At 48.2% G+C, this 17,374-nt stretch carries 17 protein-coding genes; 14 read left to right on the plus strand and 3 right to left on the minus strand.

Annotated elements, in window-relative coordinates:
* The first annotated feature begins 319 nt into the window (after positions 1-319).
* Both AC6ESP_RS26985 and AC6ESP_RS26990 read left to right on the plus strand, forming a co-directional pair.
* Positions 320-619: a hypothetical protein gene (locus AC6ESP_RS26985; protein ID WP_497099847.1), complete on the plus strand. Its 300-nt coding sequence runs from the start codon at positions 320-322 to the stop codon at positions 617-619.
* Complete coding sequence (locus AC6ESP_RS26990) at positions 582-2,807, plus strand: winged helix-turn-helix domain-containing protein (protein WP_497099848.1); 2,226 nt, start codon at positions 582-584, stop codon at positions 2,805-2,807. The genes AC6ESP_RS26985 and AC6ESP_RS26990 overlap by 38 nt, the downstream gene beginning before the upstream one ends.
* Before the next feature lie 80 nt (positions 2,808-2,887).
* On the opposite strand, the gene AC6ESP_RS26995 is transcribed toward AC6ESP_RS26990, so the two are convergent.
* Positions 2,888-3,625: a ZIP family metal transporter gene (locus AC6ESP_RS26995; RefSeq protein WP_497099850.1), complete on the minus strand. Its 738-nt coding sequence runs from the start codon at positions 3,623-3,625 to the stop codon at positions 2,888-2,890.
* Positions 3,626-4,252: 627 nt separating this feature from the next.
* On the opposite strand from AC6ESP_RS26995, the gene AC6ESP_RS27000 reads away from it, so the two are divergent.
* Both AC6ESP_RS27000 and AC6ESP_RS27005 read left to right on the plus strand, forming a co-directional pair.
* The gene (locus tag AC6ESP_RS27000; protein WP_497099851.1) at positions 4,253-4,777 is read left to right on the plus strand and encodes a hypothetical protein; all 525 of its coding nucleotides are present in this window, start codon (positions 4,253-4,255) and stop codon (positions 4,775-4,777) included.
* A gap of 241 nt (positions 4,778-5,018) precedes the next feature.
* Positions 5,019-5,219, plus strand: coding sequence for a hypothetical protein (locus tag AC6ESP_RS27005; protein ID WP_497099852.1), 201 nt, complete (start codon positions 5,019-5,021; stop codon positions 5,217-5,219).
* Positions 5,220-5,338: 119 nt separating this feature from the next.
* Here AC6ESP_RS27005 and AC6ESP_RS27010 read toward each other — a convergent pair whose 3' ends face one another.
* On the minus strand, positions 5,339-6,196 hold the full coding sequence (locus tag AC6ESP_RS27010) for an SDR family oxidoreductase (protein WP_497099853.1): 858 nt from the start codon (positions 6,194-6,196) through the stop codon (positions 5,339-5,341).
* A 171-nt stretch (positions 6,197-6,367) separates the two neighbouring features.
* Here AC6ESP_RS27010 and AC6ESP_RS27015 point away from each other — a divergent pair, with 171 nt between their 5' ends.
* The 10 genes from AC6ESP_RS27015 (at position 6,368) to AC6ESP_RS27060 (ending at position 17,140) form a co-directional block, all read left to right on the plus strand.
* Complete coding sequence (locus AC6ESP_RS27015) at positions 6,368-7,489, plus strand: acyl-CoA dehydrogenase family protein (protein ID WP_497099854.1); 1,122 nt, start codon at positions 6,368-6,370, stop codon at positions 7,487-7,489.
* A 10-nt stretch (positions 7,490-7,499) separates the two neighbouring features.
* Entirely contained in the window at positions 7,500-8,669 is a 1,170-nt protein-coding gene (locus tag AC6ESP_RS27020) for an acetyl-CoA C-acetyltransferase (RefSeq protein ID WP_497099855.1), read from the plus strand.
* An 18-nt stretch (positions 8,670-8,687) separates the two neighbouring features.
* Positions 8,688-9,545 (plus strand): 3-hydroxybutyryl-CoA dehydrogenase, encoded by an 858-nt coding sequence (locus AC6ESP_RS27025; protein WP_497099856.1) that lies wholly within the window; start codon positions 8,688-8,690, stop codon positions 9,543-9,545.
* A 20-nt stretch (positions 9,546-9,565) separates the two neighbouring features.
* Entirely contained in the window at positions 9,566-10,717 is a 1,152-nt protein-coding gene (locus tag AC6ESP_RS27030; RefSeq protein ID WP_497099866.1) for an acyl-CoA dehydrogenase family protein, read from the plus strand.
* Between the two features lie 19 nt (positions 10,718-10,736).
* Positions 10,737-11,630 (plus strand): methylisocitrate lyase, encoded by an 894-nt coding sequence (prpB, locus tag AC6ESP_RS27035; RefSeq protein WP_497099857.1) that lies wholly within the window; start codon positions 10,737-10,739, stop codon positions 11,628-11,630.
* A gap of 3 nt (positions 11,631-11,633) precedes the next feature.
* Entirely contained in the window at positions 11,634-12,749 is a 1,116-nt protein-coding gene (gene prpC, locus AC6ESP_RS27040) for a bifunctional 2-methylcitrate synthase/citrate synthase (protein ID WP_497099858.1), read from the plus strand.
* A 21-nt stretch (positions 12,750-12,770) separates the two neighbouring features.
* Positions 12,771-14,216 carry a bifunctional 2-methylcitrate dehydratase/aconitate hydratase gene (locus AC6ESP_RS27045; RefSeq protein WP_497099860.1) on the plus strand — a complete coding sequence of 482 codons (1,446 nt, stop codon included), beginning with the start codon at positions 12,771-12,773 and terminating at the stop codon, positions 14,214-14,216.
* A gap of 104 nt (positions 14,217-14,320) precedes the next feature.
* Positions 14,321-15,769, plus strand: a complete 1,449-nt coding sequence (locus AC6ESP_RS27050) for a serine hydrolase domain-containing protein (RefSeq protein ID WP_497099861.1) — start codon at positions 14,321-14,323, stop codon at positions 15,767-15,769.
* A gap of 148 nt (positions 15,770-15,917) precedes the next feature.
* Positions 15,918-16,376 (plus strand): DinB family protein, encoded by a 459-nt coding sequence (locus AC6ESP_RS27055; protein WP_497099862.1) that lies wholly within the window; start codon positions 15,918-15,920, stop codon positions 16,374-16,376.
* 149 nt (positions 16,377-16,525) lie between these two features.
* Positions 16,526-17,140 carry a bifunctional transcriptional activator/DNA repair enzyme AdaA gene (locus tag AC6ESP_RS27060; protein ID WP_497099863.1) on the plus strand — a complete coding sequence of 205 codons (615 nt, stop codon included), beginning with the start codon at positions 16,526-16,528 and terminating at the stop codon, positions 17,138-17,140.
* 42 nt (positions 17,141-17,182) lie between these two features.
* On the opposite strand, the gene AC6ESP_RS27065 is transcribed toward AC6ESP_RS27060, so the two are convergent.
* Positions 17,183-17,374, minus strand: a 192-nt coding sequence (locus AC6ESP_RS27065) for a hypothetical protein (protein WP_497099864.1), incomplete at its 5' end; no start/stop codon positions are given.

The following is a 17,374-nucleotide window of genomic DNA, read 5'->3' on the forward strand; positions in this document are numbered from 1 at the left end:
ATGCTGGGCCATATCTACAAACCTAACGAATTAGCCCAATAATGTAACAAGAGTGCGCGATAGCATGTAACTAGGCTGTATATTGATAATGTAACTACCATGTGCTGATGTATCGGTTAGGTGAGGGTGGGTTCGGGGACTTGTTCGATTGCAGTTGATGAGACCTGTTGGCATAGCTGGCATGTCTCTTTTTTTTTGCTTGGGAGTATAAAGATTGTAGGTGAGGTCAAATGAAACTCAGAGTTAAATGGAGAAGCAGCAGGAGATATAGCGGAATCTGTCGAAAATACTAGTTACTTTCAATGACGGAGGTTCACCATTGATCGCCCAAACCAAAATCCAAATTCCTCTCATACGCAAAACGCTGGTTGATCGGCCAAGACTAATGAACAAGCTGAACGAGGGCATGACAACAAGACTAACGCTTGTTTCTGCACAGGCCGGTTATGGAAAGACGACGGCTCTTGGCGAATGGACCAAGAAGAAGGTACCTGATTTTGGACAATCGCTAGCATTTCTGCCTGAGCAGGAATCGTCATCATCCATTGAGAGCTCGGTTTCGGCCTTTATCAATGAATTAAATGAAGTCAGCGGACAAGCTGGTTATTATTTTAGATGATTTTCATCTAATAGAGCATTCTGCTATTCAAGATTCACTCAGCTATCTGTTGTCTTATTTGCCATCGCATATTCATCTATATATCGCTAGTCGTACGGAGCTGGAGATTCCTACTGCAAGATTGCTGGCCACAGGAGCATTAAATGTGATAAGCGCAAGTGATTTGCAATTTGAGTGGGAAGAATCCGTTGCTTTCTTCCAGGATACGACGGATTTATTGCTAACTAAGGAGCAAATGAAAGAGCTGCTCTATCAGACGGAAGGCTGGGTGAGCGGTCTGCAGCTGGCAGCGATCACACCGCAGCGCAGTGAGAATATTGCTGAATCAATTCGCCAATTTAACGGTCAGCAGCGGCACATAGCCGATTATTTGCTGGAGGAAGTATATCAAAATTTGCCGGAATCGATGCGGAGCTTCTTATTGGATACATCCATGTTAAGTCGAATGAACGCATCCTTGTGTCAAGCTGTAACAGGATTAGCGGACAGTCAGGAGCAATTGGAGCGTCTTGAGCAGCTCAACTTATTTATTGTTCCGCTGGATGAGGGACGCACCTGGTACCGGTATCACCATTTGCTGTCCGATTTCTTGCAACGGATGGGGACCATGCAGACGCCGGAGCATTGGCTGCAAATTCATATTCGAGCTGTCCAATGGCTGGAAACCCATAAGTTTAATTATGAAGCGGTGGAGCACTACATCAAGGGTCAGCAAGAAGAGGATGTTGTCAGGCTGATTGAGCTGCATATGCATGATTTCATTCACTCGTACAGATCTTCGCTCATGAGATGGATTATGGCCTTGCCGGAAAGCAGTTATGTAGATAAGCCGATGATTGAACTGTTTTACTTATCCCAGTTAGTAGTAGCAGGTCAATGGAGCACGGCTTTCGACAGAGCGAAGCAGATAGAGATCCGCTTCAAAGCGCTCCGCCAGCAGCTTCCGGAACCAGTATGGAATAGGGCGATGGGTGATTTGTATCATTTCTGCGGCATTATAGCCTATTTGCAGCAGGACTTGCCACTGGCATCCAGTTATTTCGAACTGCTTGAGCTGTATTTGCTAGAAGGGAGCAGCTTTCAGGATAGAGGGAGCAAACGGTATGAGGGCTATGATCAATTTACAGATCTTTTATCGCTGAATAACGATTTGGAGGTCGTTGAGCAATTTTTACTGAAATGGATTAAAGCTTGGGAACATAAAAAAGAATATCCTTTTGTTGGCTTTCAATACGTGACTTATACTATGCTTCTATATGAATGGGACCGTGTGGAAGAAGCGGAGCTGTATCTCAGCAAGGCTATGGAACGTGAGGATCTGCGGCCTATTACCTGGTTTTGGGTGCAATTGAATTTTCTGTCTTCACGGTTTCTGCAAGCTTCAGGGAAATATAGCCAGGCCGCTGAGCTGATGGCACAGCTCAAATTAAACATTGATTCGCCTGATTATCAGATGATTATACGAAAAATTGAAGCGGAGGAAGCACATCTCCTGTTGCGTCAAGGCAAGCTCCAGGAGGCGATCGACTGGTCGGAACGATGTGATCTGTCGCATGCAGACGAAGTTTATGTGCTTCGAATTGAAGAACATCTTGCACTCGCCAAAGTGTGCGCTGCAACTGAACGGACGGAGCAAGCCATTCTTATACTCGAGTGTTTACAACGGGAATTTGATAAGGGCATTCGCATTCGCGATCGCATTAAATTATACAATGTTCAGAGCATGGTTCTTTATCATGCGGGACAAACAGATTCTGCATTTGTTTCTCTGGGAAAAGCACTACAGTTAGCTGAACCGACGGGATATGTCAGGAGCTTTCTAGATGAGGGCCCATTGATGGCTGAGATGCTTGCCGGGCTTGTGAAGGCGGAACAACATTCACATTTAGATACATCTACAATTCCGCTTCCATATACGAAACGGCTACTTCAAATAATGAATGATAAGCTTGGTCGAGGCCAAGATACATTGGTTAGTGAACGATTGACAGAGCAAGAATTGAAGGTGCTAAAGCTTATTGCAGAAGGAATGTTAAATAAGGAAATTGCCCACAATCTACATATTTCAATTGAAACAGTAAAGTTTCATATTAAGAATATGTATCGCAAGCTTGGCGTTCACAACCGAGCACAGGTATTGCAGCGGGAGAGAGAACTGCGATTATTGATACGGCTTGGATGCGATTAGCTTTTGTACATACTGATCCCACTCTTCAATAGATGCTTCCTCTGTGATCGCCTAGTGGAGCAAAAGGTTTCAATGGCACTCTAAATTAATACATGTGTAATAGCGATCATGGCTAATAATCCGAAGATAAAGGAAAAGGTCGATGCCCGTTCATTCCCATCGCCATGGCTCTCTGGGATGAGCTCTTTGTATACGACGAACAGCATGGCTCCTGCAGCGAATGCCAATCCGTATGGAACAATTGAGGAGAAGCTTCCAGAGAATAGATAACCAAGCCAGCAGAACAGCAGCTCTAGTAATCCTGTTAAGGTTGCAAGCGATAGCGCAAGCCATTTATTCATCCCATGGGTGATCAGGAATAAGGCGATAAGAAAGCCCTCGGGAATATTTTGCATACCGATACTAAGCGACACGATCGCACCCAGATCATGATCAGCACTTCCATAGCTCACTCCTACTGAAAGTCCTTCAGGTAGATTATGAAGAGCCATGGCTGACAGGAATAGAAAAGAGCTTGTCCGTTGATCCTGCGTTGAAGCGATGTGTGCATGCTGAGGATCTTTGTGAGGGACAAGCAGCTCCATTAAGGTCAGGATGACAGTTCCTAGAAGCATGCCGACAGCTAGCACGAATAAATTAGACAACTTCAGCGCAGAGGGAATAAGCCCATAGGTAGAGGCGGCAACCATTATGCCAGCAGTAAAGGCAAGCAGAATATCTCTCCCACGATGGGTCACATTCGTAAACAATAAGGCGGGGAGGGCTCCTGCTGTTGTACATAATGAAGTAGCTATGCTTCCGATAATGATTGTGTTCATATAGGCCTCCTCAGGACAAGACAAGCTTACACTAGCCTATGAGGGTTCTTGAGGAATAAGAAGTGATTATAGGGCAAAAAGAACGATAGTGACCCAATAAGGGCCACAATCGTTCTTTTTTAGGAAAGGCAGCATTCATTCATTTACTGGAGAATCTCGAATTCATTCTATGCTGAGTCTCGGAGCGGATGTGCCATTCCTTACAATCCCTATCTAGGTTAGGACTTGATAGTTATCGAATTAGCATTTGCCGTAGCCACCGACGTAACTGCCGATACCACAGCTACAAGCGATGATTACCAACAAGATGAACAGTACAAGAATTGTACCAGTGTTATTGAATCCGCCACCAACGTAACCAGAAATTGTCATGCACCTCCTTACGTAGTGAGTACTCTGTATATTATGAAGGCGGCGTTGCGAATGATTGGGTGATTGTACTAGAGACAATTGACTTTATTGCATATGACTTGTCAGGATGTATGGAGAGGATAGGAATACCTAATTCTGCCTTATGAGATTGGCTGTTCGTACTCCGTTCCGCTTAAGAGGTGAATGATTAGAGCTGGAACAGTTATAATGGTAGCATAGACCACTTTATTTATAAGCGCTGAGGAGGAAGTATCCTTGAATCGACCAGTTGTGAACGTACCTTATGGCTATGAACCGCCGAAGGAATCACGAAAAGGTACACTGATCTATTATGATTCATTCGAGCATACGACGGATGAGGAGCTTGGGAGGGTGGCTGAGCAGGTGCTGCAACGAAATTTCGCCAAGCTAGTGTTATTCCCCATGCACGAGGAGAGTGTCAGACGAATGACGAAGGAGCCGGTCAGCGCTTATTATAAGCGACTAGATCGACTGCATGAGTGGAAGAGTGATCGTGGCGATGCATGGATAACCGTCGAAGGCTGGGAAGGAAAGCGGAAGAAATATACACCGATCGATTCGGTGCTAAGGCATGTGAGCGAGGTGTACCCCGCTCCATATTTCTTATATATGACTGCGGAGATGGCCAATCTATTCGCTTCATTCGCGTCCTTCGAGGAATGGATCAAGAAAATTCGCCTGTTGCTCGCATCGGAGCCAGAGATGCTGCATCCTAAGCTGCTGAAGTTCGAGCATCGCTGGGACGTTATAGAATCATAACAAGAAGAGACAAGCTTGCCGGATCATTCGGCAGGCTTGTTTTTTTATATCGTTATTCGTCTAAAATTCACGACTTGTGTTCTACAAGAAACCGTACGGCATAAGATAAGGAGATGAGTTTGCATGCATTCGAACCAAGCCTAGCGTTTGCATGTCAATAGAGAGGGGTAATAGTAGAAGAGCAGCTTAATAGGCGATGAATACCAATATAATAAGAAATAATCAGGAGGCTATTCACATAATGAACGGGAACTATGCAATACAACCACTATTCTCCGAGGCTGAACACACATATGATGGTATGAAAATGCTGTATGAAATAGAAGATACGATAGCCGAGCTCGAAATTTACATTGCGCGCAATCCCGAGGATGATATTGCCCAGCGTCAATATAAGCATTTCTTAACGAAGCGGGAAAAGTGGGCTGCGCACGACAAATAATGGAGCTGAGATCGGCTGTAATTGGCCATTCGGTTCCATCATATAGCATCGATAAGCAGTTCGAGGGTGAGTATGAGCTGGAGGAATCCAGAATTCATACTCACCCTTTGCTGTCGTTGTTAAGCTTTCCCCTTACGTGTCATTGACGTTAAGAGATCCCACTGCTCCTTACTTATCTCAGCTAGATGATTGAATTGGCCGCTTCCCTGCAGCCATTCACCCCCGTCTAGAGTTACGACCTCTCCATTCATATAACTCGCATAATCGGAGACGAGAAAGGCCGCAAGATTACCCAGCTCCTCCGTCGTGCCCACTCTTCTAAGAGGAATACGATTTAACTGCTGCTCTTCCTGCTCGGGCATAGGCATTAGACGTGACCATGCTCCTTCGGTTGGAATAACGCCGGGTGCTATCGCGACCTGCCTTATACCATGAGGCGCCCATTCTACTGCTAATGATCTGGTAAGAGCTAATACTCCAGCTTTAGCGGCTGCGGAAGGCACGACATACCCGGAGCCAGTGGAGGCATAGGTGGTAACGATGTTCAGCATCGTTCCGCTTCTTCCTTGTTCAATCCATCTTTTACCCAGCTCTAATGTCGTATAAAAGGTGCCGTGCAGCACGATATTCAGAACGGCGTCGACTGCGCGAGGGGATAAGCGCTCTGTTGGAGATATGAAGTTGCCAGCCGCATTATTCACAAGAATATCAATGTGTCCGTAATGCGACTCGACCGATTCTATTAGGTCATTAACCTGTGAAGGGTCACGTACATCGCATCTTGTGAAGAATACCTGACCGCCATTGCTGCTTAAGGCTCTACTTGCTTGCTTTAGCACTTCCTCACGCCGGCCTGTTATGGCCAGCAAGGCACCGTGTGCGAGAAACTTCTCTGCCATTGCATACCCAAGCCCTGTACCTCCACCTGTAATCAGAATGACCTTGCCTTGCAATAAATCAGCTGAAAAAGGACCCATAGCATTCACCTCCTGCGACATTGGCCTTGAGTGGAACGAAGTCTTATCTCATTATTCATATCACGATTGGCAGCTGATTATGTAGGAATACCGGAAAGTCCTCTTCATATAATACAGTACACGCGGATACCGTCGAACTTTGTCCACCTACTACGGAAGAGGGGGAGGTCGATGTTATTTCAATTATCAGAGGAGCTCGAAATGACACGGTCGGTCATTCGAAGCTTTGCCGAGCAGAAGCTCGCCCCTAGCGCAGGCAAGCGGGATGAAGAGGCAAGACATGATCGGCAGCTGTTTGACCAGATGGGAGAGCTTGGATTAACGGGAGTTCTGATTCCGGAGCAGTATGGCGGAGCGGGAAGTGACTTCATGACCTATGTCATTGTTCTTGAAGAGCTGTCACGAATATGCGCTGCTACCGCGTCAATGTTAGCTGCACATACGGTTCATGCGGCATGGCCGATCTATCAATGGGGAAGCAAGGAGCTACGAGAAGACCTATTAATTCCACTAGCTGCTGGCAAGATGCTAGGAGGATCTGCTGCGCCGCCTATGAATGCAGCAGCAGTCAGCTTTCGGTCGAGGAAGGAGCGGGACGAGATTGTCATCAGTGGAGAGCATCCCTTCGTCGTTAATGCTGGAGTGGCTGATCTCTATGTGGTGTATGCACTTGTGGATAATGGAGCAAGCAGACTTAATGCTTATGTAGTCGAGAAAGAAGATGTCGGCAGCTTGGTGGGGAATCAGATTCAGAAGCTAGGGCTGCGCGCGTTCCATACTGCCTCGATCAGGCTGAGAGATTGCCGCATTCCTGCCATGAACAGATTAGGAAGACTGGGAGACGGACGTAAGATTATTCGGTCAATCATCGATGCCAGTTACATTAGTGCGGCAGCACAAGCAGTTGGCATTGCTCAAGGCGCATTGGAAGCAGCAACCGCTTATGCCAAGGAACGTGAGCAGTTCGGGAGAGCCATTGGCCGACAGCAAGGCATTTCCTTCAAGCTGGCCGATATGTCTGCTAAGACTGAGGCGGCTAGATGGCTTGTCTATCAAGCTGCATGGCGTAAGGATAAGGGCTTGCCCTGCGCTACGGAAGCGGCAATTGCGAGGCAATATGCTTCGGGTGCGGCGATATCCGCAGCGCTGGAGGCTGTCCAAATTTTCGGAGGCTATGGCTATATGCGGGAATATAAGATGGAGCGATACTTGCGAGATGCCAAGTGCTTGGAGTCTGAAATGGGAATTGGTGGACTGCAAGCGAACCTCATTGCCCGTATCTTGGGGGAATAGGAGGCGAGAATTGGGAGACACGGTTATCGTTGGAGGTGCAAGAACGGCTTTCGGTAAGTTTGGTGGAGCCTTCCGCGGTGTGACAGCTGTCGAGCTGGGAGCAGCAGCGATGAGTGGGGCTATACAGAGGTCAGGAGTCGATCCACTTCAAATAAACGAAGTCATCATGGGGATGGTGCTGCAGGCGGGTGCCGGGCAGAACCCTTCAAGGCAAGCTGCAAGGCTGGCTGGTCTTGATTGGGCTGTCCCTTCGGAGACCATTAACAAAGTATGTGCATCAGGGATGCGAGCAATCACACTTGCAGACCAGATTATTCGAGCTGGGGATGCAGCGACCATTGTCGCAGGTGGAATGGAGAGTATGAGCAGTACACCTTATACGGTATCAGCTGCAAGGTGGGGAGCTCGAATGGGGGATTCGGAGCTTACCGATGTGATGATACAAGACGGCCTTCATTGTGCCTTCAAGAATGTCCGTATGGCTGTTCATGGCAACAGCCTGGCAGCTGATTATGGAATTAGCCGGGAGGAACAGGATAATTGGGCTCTGCGAAGTCATGCATATGCCTTGGCAGCTATACAGAATGGTCAGCTTGCTGAAGAGATTATTCCCTTTAGAGGAGCGGGAGGCATGATGACCATTGACGAAGGTCCTCGTACGGACACGTCAGCCGACAAGCTAGGGAAGCTGCGTTCGATTGTTGACAGCGGCGGTACGGTAACGGCTGGCAATGCTCCCGGCGTGAATGACGGGGCTGCAGCTCTAGTCTTAATGTCAGCCGAAGAAGCAGTGAGAGGTGGACATCAGCCGCTAGCGAGAATTATCGGTCACGCAGCTGTTGGACTAGAGGCCTCGCAGCTCGGAACTGCTCCAGCGTTAGCTATCCAGAAGCTGTTGATGAAGACCGGTTTATCGTTGCAAGCTATTGATTTATTCGAGGTGAATGAAGCCTTCGCATCCGTTGTGCTTGCTTGTGGTAGAGCGTTAGGCTGGGATGCAGCTAAAGTCAATGTGAACGGTGGAGCAATCGCGCTTGGCCATCCGATTGGCGCAAGTGGGGCGAGGATCGTTCTATCTTTAATTCATGGGCTGCTGCGTAGAGGAGGCGGCATCGGAGCTGCTGCCATATGTAGTGGCGGCGCGCAAGGTGACGCTATATTGATTCAGGTAGACGGTTAATATTGAGGTGGCAACATGATGGAGATCAAACAAATTACCGTGCTCGGCGCAGGGCAAATGGGTAGTGGAATCGCTCAGACTTTTGCACAGAATGGGTATGCGGTTGTTCTGTACGATACGAATGAAGAGGCGGCTAAGCGGGGACTTGCTGCTATTGAAGCAGCTTTAACTAGAATGGTAAGCACAGGTCGACTGACGGAGGAAGGGAAACTGACAGCAGCTGTGAACCTGACCTTATCCATGGACTTGGAGACTGCATGTCAGTCTGATCTAGTTATCGAAGCCGTTCCAGAGCGCATGGACATTAAGAAATCGCTCTTTCGTAACCTTGATTCATTCTGTGGACCTCAATCCATACTGGCGACGAATACCTCGTCCTTATCCATTACAGATATTGCAGCTGTCACGAGGCGACCGGAGAACGTGATCGGCATGCATTTTATGAACCCGGTGCCTGTCATGCCGCTTGTTGAAATCATTCGGGGGTTGGCTACCTCAGATACAACGATGGAGAGTGTGCGGACGATCATTCAATCGATAGGCAAAACAGGGGTTGAGGTCGGTGACTTCCCTGGCTTCGTCTCGAATCGTATTCTCATGCCGATGATTAATGAAGCGATCTATGCTGTGTATGAAGGGATAGCTGCTCCTGAAGCAATCGATCAGATAATGAGACTAGGTATGAAGCATCCGATGGGGCCATTAGCGCTTGCTGATTTCATTGGCCTCGACACTTGCTTAGCCATAATGGAAACGCTGCATAAAGGATTCGGAGATTCAAAATATCGTCCGTGTCCATTATTACGCAAATATGTGTCAGCTGGCTGGCTGGGCCGGAAAACGAATAGAGGCTTTTACATGTATACCAGCGGCTAATGGGGGAAGGAGTACCAGACATGGAGCTCCGCTTCACGAAAGAACAAGAAGAGCTGCAAGCAGCAGCAAGACATTTCGCTGAGACGGAGATTGCTCCCATCGTACCTCTCATGGAACGAGAGCATGCTTTCCCACACCTCTTGGTGAGAAGAATGGCGGAGCAGGGATTCATGGGCCTTCCGATCCCAACCGCATGGGGTGGTGCCGGTCTGGATTTCATCTCCTACATGATTGCTATTCATGAATTCTCTAGAATTAGCGCTACAGTAGGCGTTATTCTATCGGTCCATACGTCGGTCTGTACATTGCCCATTCTATTCTATGGTTCGGATGAGCAGCGGAGCAGCTACGTACGGAAGCTAGCTTCGGGTGATTGGTTAGGTGCATTCGCATTGACGGAGCCGCATGCCGGCTCTGATGCTGCGTCGATTCGAACGACAGCTGTAAGGCAGGGCGACCATTATAAATTGAATGGCAGCAAAATATTTATCACGAATGCAGGGGCTGCTGATATCTACGTGACGTTCGCCGTAACGGATCGAACGAAAGGAGCAGGCGGCATTACTGCCTTTCTTGTGAATCGTAATGAACAAGGACTGAAGATTGGGAAATCGGAGGAGAAGATGGGGCTTCATGGTTCCAACACCTGTGAATTGTTCTATGAGGAAATGCTCATCCCTATAGAACAAAGACTGGGTCAAGAAGGCGAGGGATTCCGAATTGCGATGGGCTCGCTGGATGGCGGAAGAATAGGAATTGGTGCTCAGGCTCTAGGAATAGCCGAGGCGGCACTTCAGCTCCTTCAGCAGCATTTGAATCCCCTTGCCGTAATGGGCAGGTCACAGAAAAGTAAGAGGATGCTCCAAACTGCTAAGCTCGTAGAGCTTGCTGAGCTTACCGCTCGTGTGGAGGCAGCCAGACTGCTCGTCTATCGGGCTGCATACTTGAGGCAGAGAGGGCGGCCCTGCACGAAGGAGGCATCAACGGCCAAGATGTTCGCCTCTGATGCAGCCGTAGAAGTAAGCGGCGCCGCAGTCCGCTTGCTAGGGAGAGAGGGCTGTGTGAGTGAACACGGAGCAGAGCGGTTGTTCCGAGATGCCAAGGTTACTCAAATCTATGAAGGGACGAATGAGATTCACCGAATCGTAATCAGCAGTCAGCTGCTAAGGTGAGTATTCTGTGGAAGAGGCGGTGGGGAACCTGATAGATTCTCCAGGAGGAAGGCTGCGTGAAGCGCTCAACATCGAGAAGCCTTTGCAGGTGGCAGGCACGATTAACGCATATGCCGCACTAATGGCCGAGAAAACCGGATTTCGTGCTTTGTATCTCTCTGGCGCAGGTATAGCTAATGCTGCTTACGGACTGCCGGATCTGGGCATGACGACATTAAGTGATTGCCTTGAGGAGGTAAGGCGTATCACAAGTGTTACGGAGCTGCCCCTGCTTGTAGATGCCGATACTGGCTTCGGAGGGGCACTGCAGATTGAGCGCACCGTTAATCAGATGATTCGGGCTGGAGCAGCAGGCATTCACATTGAGGATCAGGTTGCGGCGAAGAGATGCGGGCACAGGCCTAATAAAGCCATTGTCAGCAGCGAAGAGATGGTTGATCGGATTACGGCTGCAGCTAGCAGCAGAGACGACAAGCAATTCGTTATTATGGCTCGTACAGATGCAGTAGCCGTTGAAGGGCTGGAGGCTGCCATTGAGCGAGCCTGTGCTTGCGTGGAGGCAGGCGCAGATATGATATTCCCCGAAGCCGTTACTTCGCTTGAAGATTATTCTAAATTCACAGATGCGGTTAAAGTACCTGTGCTTGCCAACCTGACTGAGTTCGGGAAAACTCCGCTGTTCACGCTAGAGGAGCTGGAGGCAGTAGGTGTTCGACTCGCACTCTACCCACTATCGGCCTTCCGGGCTATGAATGCAGCAGCGCTTAAGGTATATCAGTCCATCCGCAGAGATGGTACGCAGAAGAATATGGTGGATCAGATGCAGACGCGTGAGGAGCTGTATGATTTTTTGCGATATTACGGGTATGAACAAAAGCTGGATCAGCTCTTCGGAGCTGAGGAGGGGGAGTGAGGGATGGCTAAGAGAAGCGGACTTGCCGATGTCATTGCTGGAAATACCTCCATATCAACCGTTGGCAAGGAGGGGAAGGGGCTAACCTATCGAGGCTATTCGATTCATGAGCTGGCGGAATATGGATGCTTCGAGGAGGTTGCCTATCTCCTACTATATGGGGAGCTGCCTAATGCTGCTGAACTGAATCAATACAAGCGTAAGCTTACCGGCTTACGGCAGCTGCCCTATCGGCTAAGAAGCATTCTTGAGCTGCTGCCTGCTCATACACATCCGATGGATGTCATGCGTACGGGCTTCTCTGCGCTTGCAGCCTTCGAACCAGAAGCGGAGGGTAACAGCTCATCTGATATTGCTGATAGGCTGCTGGCCAGTGGCGCATCCATGCTCATGTACTGGTATCACTATCAAGTGAACGGCACGCGAATAGACACGATGACAAATGGTGAGAGTATAGCTGGACATTTTCTTGAGCTGCTGCATGGGCAGCAGCCAAGTGAGCTGCATGAAAGAGCATTCGATGTTTCTCTCATTCTATATGCCGAGCATGAGTTCAACGCTTCGACCTTCGCAGCTAGAGTGACTGCCTCGACCTTATCCGATTTCTATTCAGCAGTAACAACGGGGATAGGCACACTCCGCGGACCTCTTCATGGCGGTGCGAACGAAGCGGCAATGACGCTCATTGACAGCTTCGAGAATCCCGACCAAGCGGAGGAGGGGATTCTAGCACTGCTGCAGGCTCGTCAGCTCATCATGGGATTCGGTCATCGGGTATATTCGGTATCTGATCCAAGATCAGATATGGTTAAGAAATGGTCAGCATTGTTGGCTGAGCACTCAGGTAATCAACAGCTTTATCACATATCAGAGCGGATTGAAGAAGTGATGCAGCGGGAGAGAAAGCTGTTCCCTAATCTAGATTTCTACAGTGCATCGGCTTATCGGCTGATGGGCATACCGACAGCCTTCTTCACTCCGATCTTCGTCATTGCCCGCACAAGCGGATGGGCTGCTCACATTATGGAGCAGCGTGCCAACAATCGTATTATTCGACCAAGTGCAGATTATACAGGTCCAGAGACTAGACGATGGATATCCATGGAGAACCGGCTATGACTTGCAGGAGGAAGGTGAGCGATGTCTATGCTGCCAACATCTAATAGGAGACCGGATGCCGATCAGGTACTGGTGAACATAGCCGAATATGTAGAGGGCTATGATATTCATAGCGAGGAAGCTTATCACACCGCACGTCTATGTCTAATGGATACATTAGGCTGCGGACTGCTCGCTCTTCGTTATCCTGAATGTACGAAGCTGCTCGGACCGATCGTTCCGGGAACCGTTGTCCCTAATGGTTCTCGCGTGCCAGGGACCTCTATCGAGACCGACCCGATTACAGCAGCCTTTAATATCGGCTGCATGATTCGCTGGCTAGACTATAACGATACATGGCTAGCTTCAGAGTGGGGACATCCATCAGATAATCTGGGAGGGATTCTTGCAGCTGCCGACTATAGGAGCAGAATGCTGATGGCAGAAGGTGAGTCGCCGCTGACGATGCGGGAGGTTCTCACTGCTATGATCAAAGCTCATGAAATTCAAGGCGTTATTGCTCTTGAGAATAGCTTCAATCGAGTGGGGCTCGATCATGTTATTCTCGTCAAGGTCGCCTCTACAGCGGTCGTTACCAAGCTTCTTGGAGGCACGAAGGAGCAAATCATTGACGCTCTCTCGCATGCGTGGCTTGATGGGCATCCGCTGCGCACGTACCGTCATTCCCCTAACACAGGCACTCGGAAATCTTGGGCGGCAGGCGATGCGACTAGTCGTGCGGTACGCTTAGCCCTCATGACCTTAAAGGGTGAGATGGGCTATCCTTCAGCATTAAGCGCAGCGACATGGGGCTTCAATGCTGTGTGCTTCAATGGCAAGCCTCTAATGATTAATCGACCGTATGAAAGCTATGTTATGGACCATATTTTGTTCAAAATAGCCTACCCAGCCGAATTCCATGGACAGACGGCTGTTGAGTGTGCGATTAAGCTGCACCCTTCTGTAATAGAAAGGCTTCATGATATTGATCGAATTATTCTTACAACTCATGAATCAGCCATGCGTATTATCGATAAGTCAGGTCCGCTGCATAATCCCGCTGATCGGGATCATTGTCTGCAATATATGGTGGCAATTGGCCTCCTCTATGGTGAGCTGCATGCGGATCATTATGAAGAGGAAGCCGCAGCGGATCCGAGAATTGATCTATTACGAGGTCGAATGACGGTTGTTGAAGAAATCAGATATTCGAGAGAATATTTGGAGGAGGATAAACGCTCAATAGCCAATGCCATTCAAATCTTGTTCAAGGATGGTACAGCAACAGATAAAGTAGAAGTGGAATATCCGATTGGACATCGCAGGAGAAGAGCCGAAGGTGTGCCACTGCTTGAACAGAAGTTTGATGTCAATCTCAGAACAAGGTTTCCCAGCAAGCAAGTGGAGATGATTAAGGAGCTCTGTAAGGATCAGCAGAGGCTGGAGCGGACGCCAGTTCATCATTTTGTAGATCTCTTCCGGATATAAGGAAACAAAATTAACATTCCTAAAAAAGGAAAGTATTCCCTCATGTCGAATAAAACGATTAGGATTGTATGCGTTCACATTCTATAGTAAAAGAGGGGATACATATGTCAAATGGGAATAATCTGCCGCGGAGATCACCTGAACAGCTAGGCTTGGCCTCGTTAGCGATAACGGCATTCCTCAATGAGATTAAGGAAAACAATCAAGAGCTCCACAGCTTCATGCTAGTCAGACACGGGAGTGTAGCAGCCGAAGGCTGGTGGGCGCCCTATCAGAAGAATGATGTTCATCTCATGTTCTCGCTTAGCAAAAGCTTTACATCGACGGCTGTTGGTTTTGCCGTATCGGAGGGCTTGATCTCCCTGGATGATCGAGTTGTTGATTTCTTCCCGAATGATCTGCCGGAGGAGGGCATCTCAGAACATCTTTATGCCATGCAGATTCGGCACTTACTGATGATGGGCACTGGTCATGCGAGCGATACGACAGAGCTTCTGCAACAACAGGCAGATGGGAACTGGGCTAAGGCTTTTCTATCAGCACCTGTCGAGCATACCCCAGGTACACATTTTGTTTATAACAACGGTGCTACTTATATGCTGTCTGCTATTCTGCATAGTGTTACCGGACGGTATCTGCTGGATTATCTCCAAGACCGATTGTTAGGACCGTTGGGCATAATAGGAGCCAGCTGGGAAGCTTGCCCAAGAGGCATCGCTGCTGGTGCGTTTGGCCTGAGTGTTAAGACGGAAGATATTGCCAAATTCGGTCAGCTGTACTTGCAAGATGGAATATGGGACGGACAGCAGCTGCTGCCCACAGGCTGGGTAGAGGAGGCTGTCTCGAAGCATATCTCCAATGGAGATAGCGAAGAGAATGATTGGACTCAAGGCTATGGCTATCAATTCTGGCGCTGCCGTCATGGCGTGTATCGAGGGGATGGCGCATTCGGGCAGTTCTGTGTCGTTATGCCTGAGCAGGATGCCGTTATAGCGATTACAGCAGCCTCAGATAACATGCATGTCATCTTGGATACCATCTGGGCTCATCTGCTTCCAGCAATGGAGCAAGCACCATTAGCAGACAATGAAGCAGCACATGAAGCATTATTGGAGCAGCTGCAAGAGCTGCGCATAGATGCCCCGATAGCGGTATCAACCTCTTCGATAGAAAAACAGTTGAAAGGGTTAATCTATCATTTGGAGCCGAACGACTTGACGCTAGAGTCGATATCGTTCCAATTTTTAACCGATGAGTTGTTGTTAACACTTGGCGATCCTACAGGTGAGCAGGTGGTGAATGCAGGTCGGGAGAGCTGGAGGTCGAGCACCGTTCAAATTCTGCAAGGAGCACCGCAGAAGGCAGAAGCAAGCTTCACATGGCGAGATACCGACACGCTGGAACTGACCATTCGATTAGTGCAGTCACCCTTCACACATACGTTAACTTGCCAGATAGACGGTGATGATATTACGATTGAGAGAAATGTGAATGTTAATATCGGACCAACTAATCTAGCGCACATTCGCGGGAGATTGACCCTGCCGGCATAATCGAAGAACAACGGACCTAGGTATAAGTTCGTTGTTCTTTAATTGAAGCGGGAATGCCTGGAATGACTTGTACGCTGTGCTTATGATGTGAATTCTAATGGAAATTAGTATATATAGCCATATTGCCTAAAAGGAGAGATACACACAGATGACTAACATGAATGAATTTGTTGCAGAATGGCTGGGCCATCGCAAAGTACTGCATGCACTGCTGGATACGGTCGGAAATGAACAATTACAATACAAGCCTTGGGACAAAGCGATGTCACTATCTGAGCTTGCGCTACATATATCGGGAATAATGTACATGTTCGCGCTGACGGTGAAGAATGGTCAGTTCACACCTCCGCCAGCAACGAAACCATTTGAGACTGCTGAAGAGCTGAAGGCTCAGATTGAAGAGCAGACGGAGCAGATTAAGGAAGTCCTGCTTGCCCTTACGGATGAACAGCTGGAGCAAATCGTTGATTTCAAAGGGCTGAAATTCCCTGGCGCTGTCTTCCTCAAGACAGGTAAGGAGCATGAGATTCACCATAAAGGACAATTGTTCACTTATCTCCGCTTGCTAGGAATTGATAAGCTGCCATTCTACGTCTTCCACGCATAGAAACACCTATCGCTTAGAAGGAGCTCTTCTTCTGTCGTCCAAGGACACAGTTAAGGCTTCTTCTTTTTCATTTCAATATCTTGCTCTTTCATTGACAGGTGCGTACACGGGCAGTGTCTCAAGGTATACTGTGAAGAGGGGGTGCGCCAATGAAGCTGACACATACGGCTGAAGAAAGTCTTACAGAGGAGTATTGGCAAGCCATTGTCAGCAACAATGCTGCCTATAACGATATGTTTATTTATGCCGTAAAGACGACAGGGATTTTTTGCAAACCGACATGTAAGTCAAGGCCTCCTAAGCGAGAGAATGTCCTTGTCTTCGAGAATGCAGAAGCAGCGCTTGCTGCTGAGTTCCGGCCCTGCAAACGATGTAAGCCAAATGGTGAGCGTATGCCGGACGAGGAATGGATCGCTCAAGCTAAAACCTATATCGAGAATAATTATGACCAAGTCATAACCCTTCAATCGATCTCCGATATGGTTCATGGAAGCCCATATCATCTACATCGTACCTTCAAACGGGTGATGGGTGTAACGCCGGCCGCCTATGTGCAGCAGATAAGAATGAACCAAGCGAAGGCGTATCTGGCTAAGGAGGATATGGCTATAGCAGATATTGCTCGTAAGGTTGGATTGGCGAATACCCCGTATTTTATTACACTGTTCAAAAAAACAAGCGGCTGTACTCCAACGGAGTATCGTCGCCAATTATTGCATAATCAGCCAGTGATGAAGGAGTCTCATCCTGATCATTATCAATAATCCAGCTCGCCTCTTCATTCTGCCAACTGAAAAAAGCCACCGTTACAGAGAGCCCTGCAAAACGAATACAGTTTCTGTAAAATACAGCCCAATGCCGCGTAGGCATTGGGTTTGTTGTATAATAAAAAAAAGGAAAAGCGAGTTGAACGACTTTGTTGCATGTAGGTAGACAATTAACCGCATCATTTCATGCGGAGTTATATACACTTGTTCCGGAAAATCACCTCTTACGCA

It is taken from the genome of Paenibacillus xinjiangensis, from assembly GCF_059686975.1.

Coding starts and splice junctions, on each gene's coding strand:
- AC6ESP_RS27050 (WP_497099861.1), top strand. CDS start 14,321: ATGTCAAATGGGAATAATCTGCCGCGGAGATCACCTGAACAGCTAGGC.
- AC6ESP_RS26995 (WP_497099850.1), bottom strand. CDS start 3,625: ATGAACACAATCATTATCGGAAGCATAGCTACTTCATTATGTACAACA.
- AC6ESP_RS27010 (WP_497099853.1), bottom strand. CDS start 6,196: ATGGGTCCTTTTTCAGCTGATTTATTGCAAGGCAAGGTCATTCTGATT.
- AC6ESP_RS27015 (WP_497099854.1), top strand. CDS start 6,368: ATGTTATTTCAATTATCAGAGGAGCTCGAAATGACACGGTCGGTCATT.
- AC6ESP_RS27045 (WP_497099860.1), top strand. CDS start 12,771: ATGTCTATGCTGCCAACATCTAATAGGAGACCGGATGCCGATCAGGTA.
- AC6ESP_RS26990 (WP_497099848.1), top strand. CDS start 582: ATGAAGTCAGCGGACAAGCTGGTTATTATTTTAGATGATTTTCATCTA.
- prpC (WP_497099858.1), top strand. CDS start 11,634: ATGGCTAAGAGAAGCGGACTTGCCGATGTCATTGCTGGAAATACCTCC.
- AC6ESP_RS27030 (WP_497099866.1), top strand. CDS start 9,566: ATGGAGCTCCGCTTCACGAAAGAACAAGAAGAGCTGCAAGCAGCAGCA.
- AC6ESP_RS27025 (WP_497099856.1), top strand. CDS start 8,688: ATGGAGATCAAACAAATTACCGTGCTCGGCGCAGGGCAAATGGGTAGT.
- AC6ESP_RS27005 (WP_497099852.1), top strand. CDS start 5,019: ATGAACGGGAACTATGCAATACAACCACTATTCTCCGAGGCTGAACAC.
- AC6ESP_RS27055 (WP_497099862.1), top strand. CDS start 15,918: ATGACTAACATGAATGAATTTGTTGCAGAATGGCTGGGCCATCGCAAA.
- AC6ESP_RS27060 (WP_497099863.1), top strand. CDS start 16,526: ATGAAGCTGACACATACGGCTGAAGAAAGTCTTACAGAGGAGTATTGG.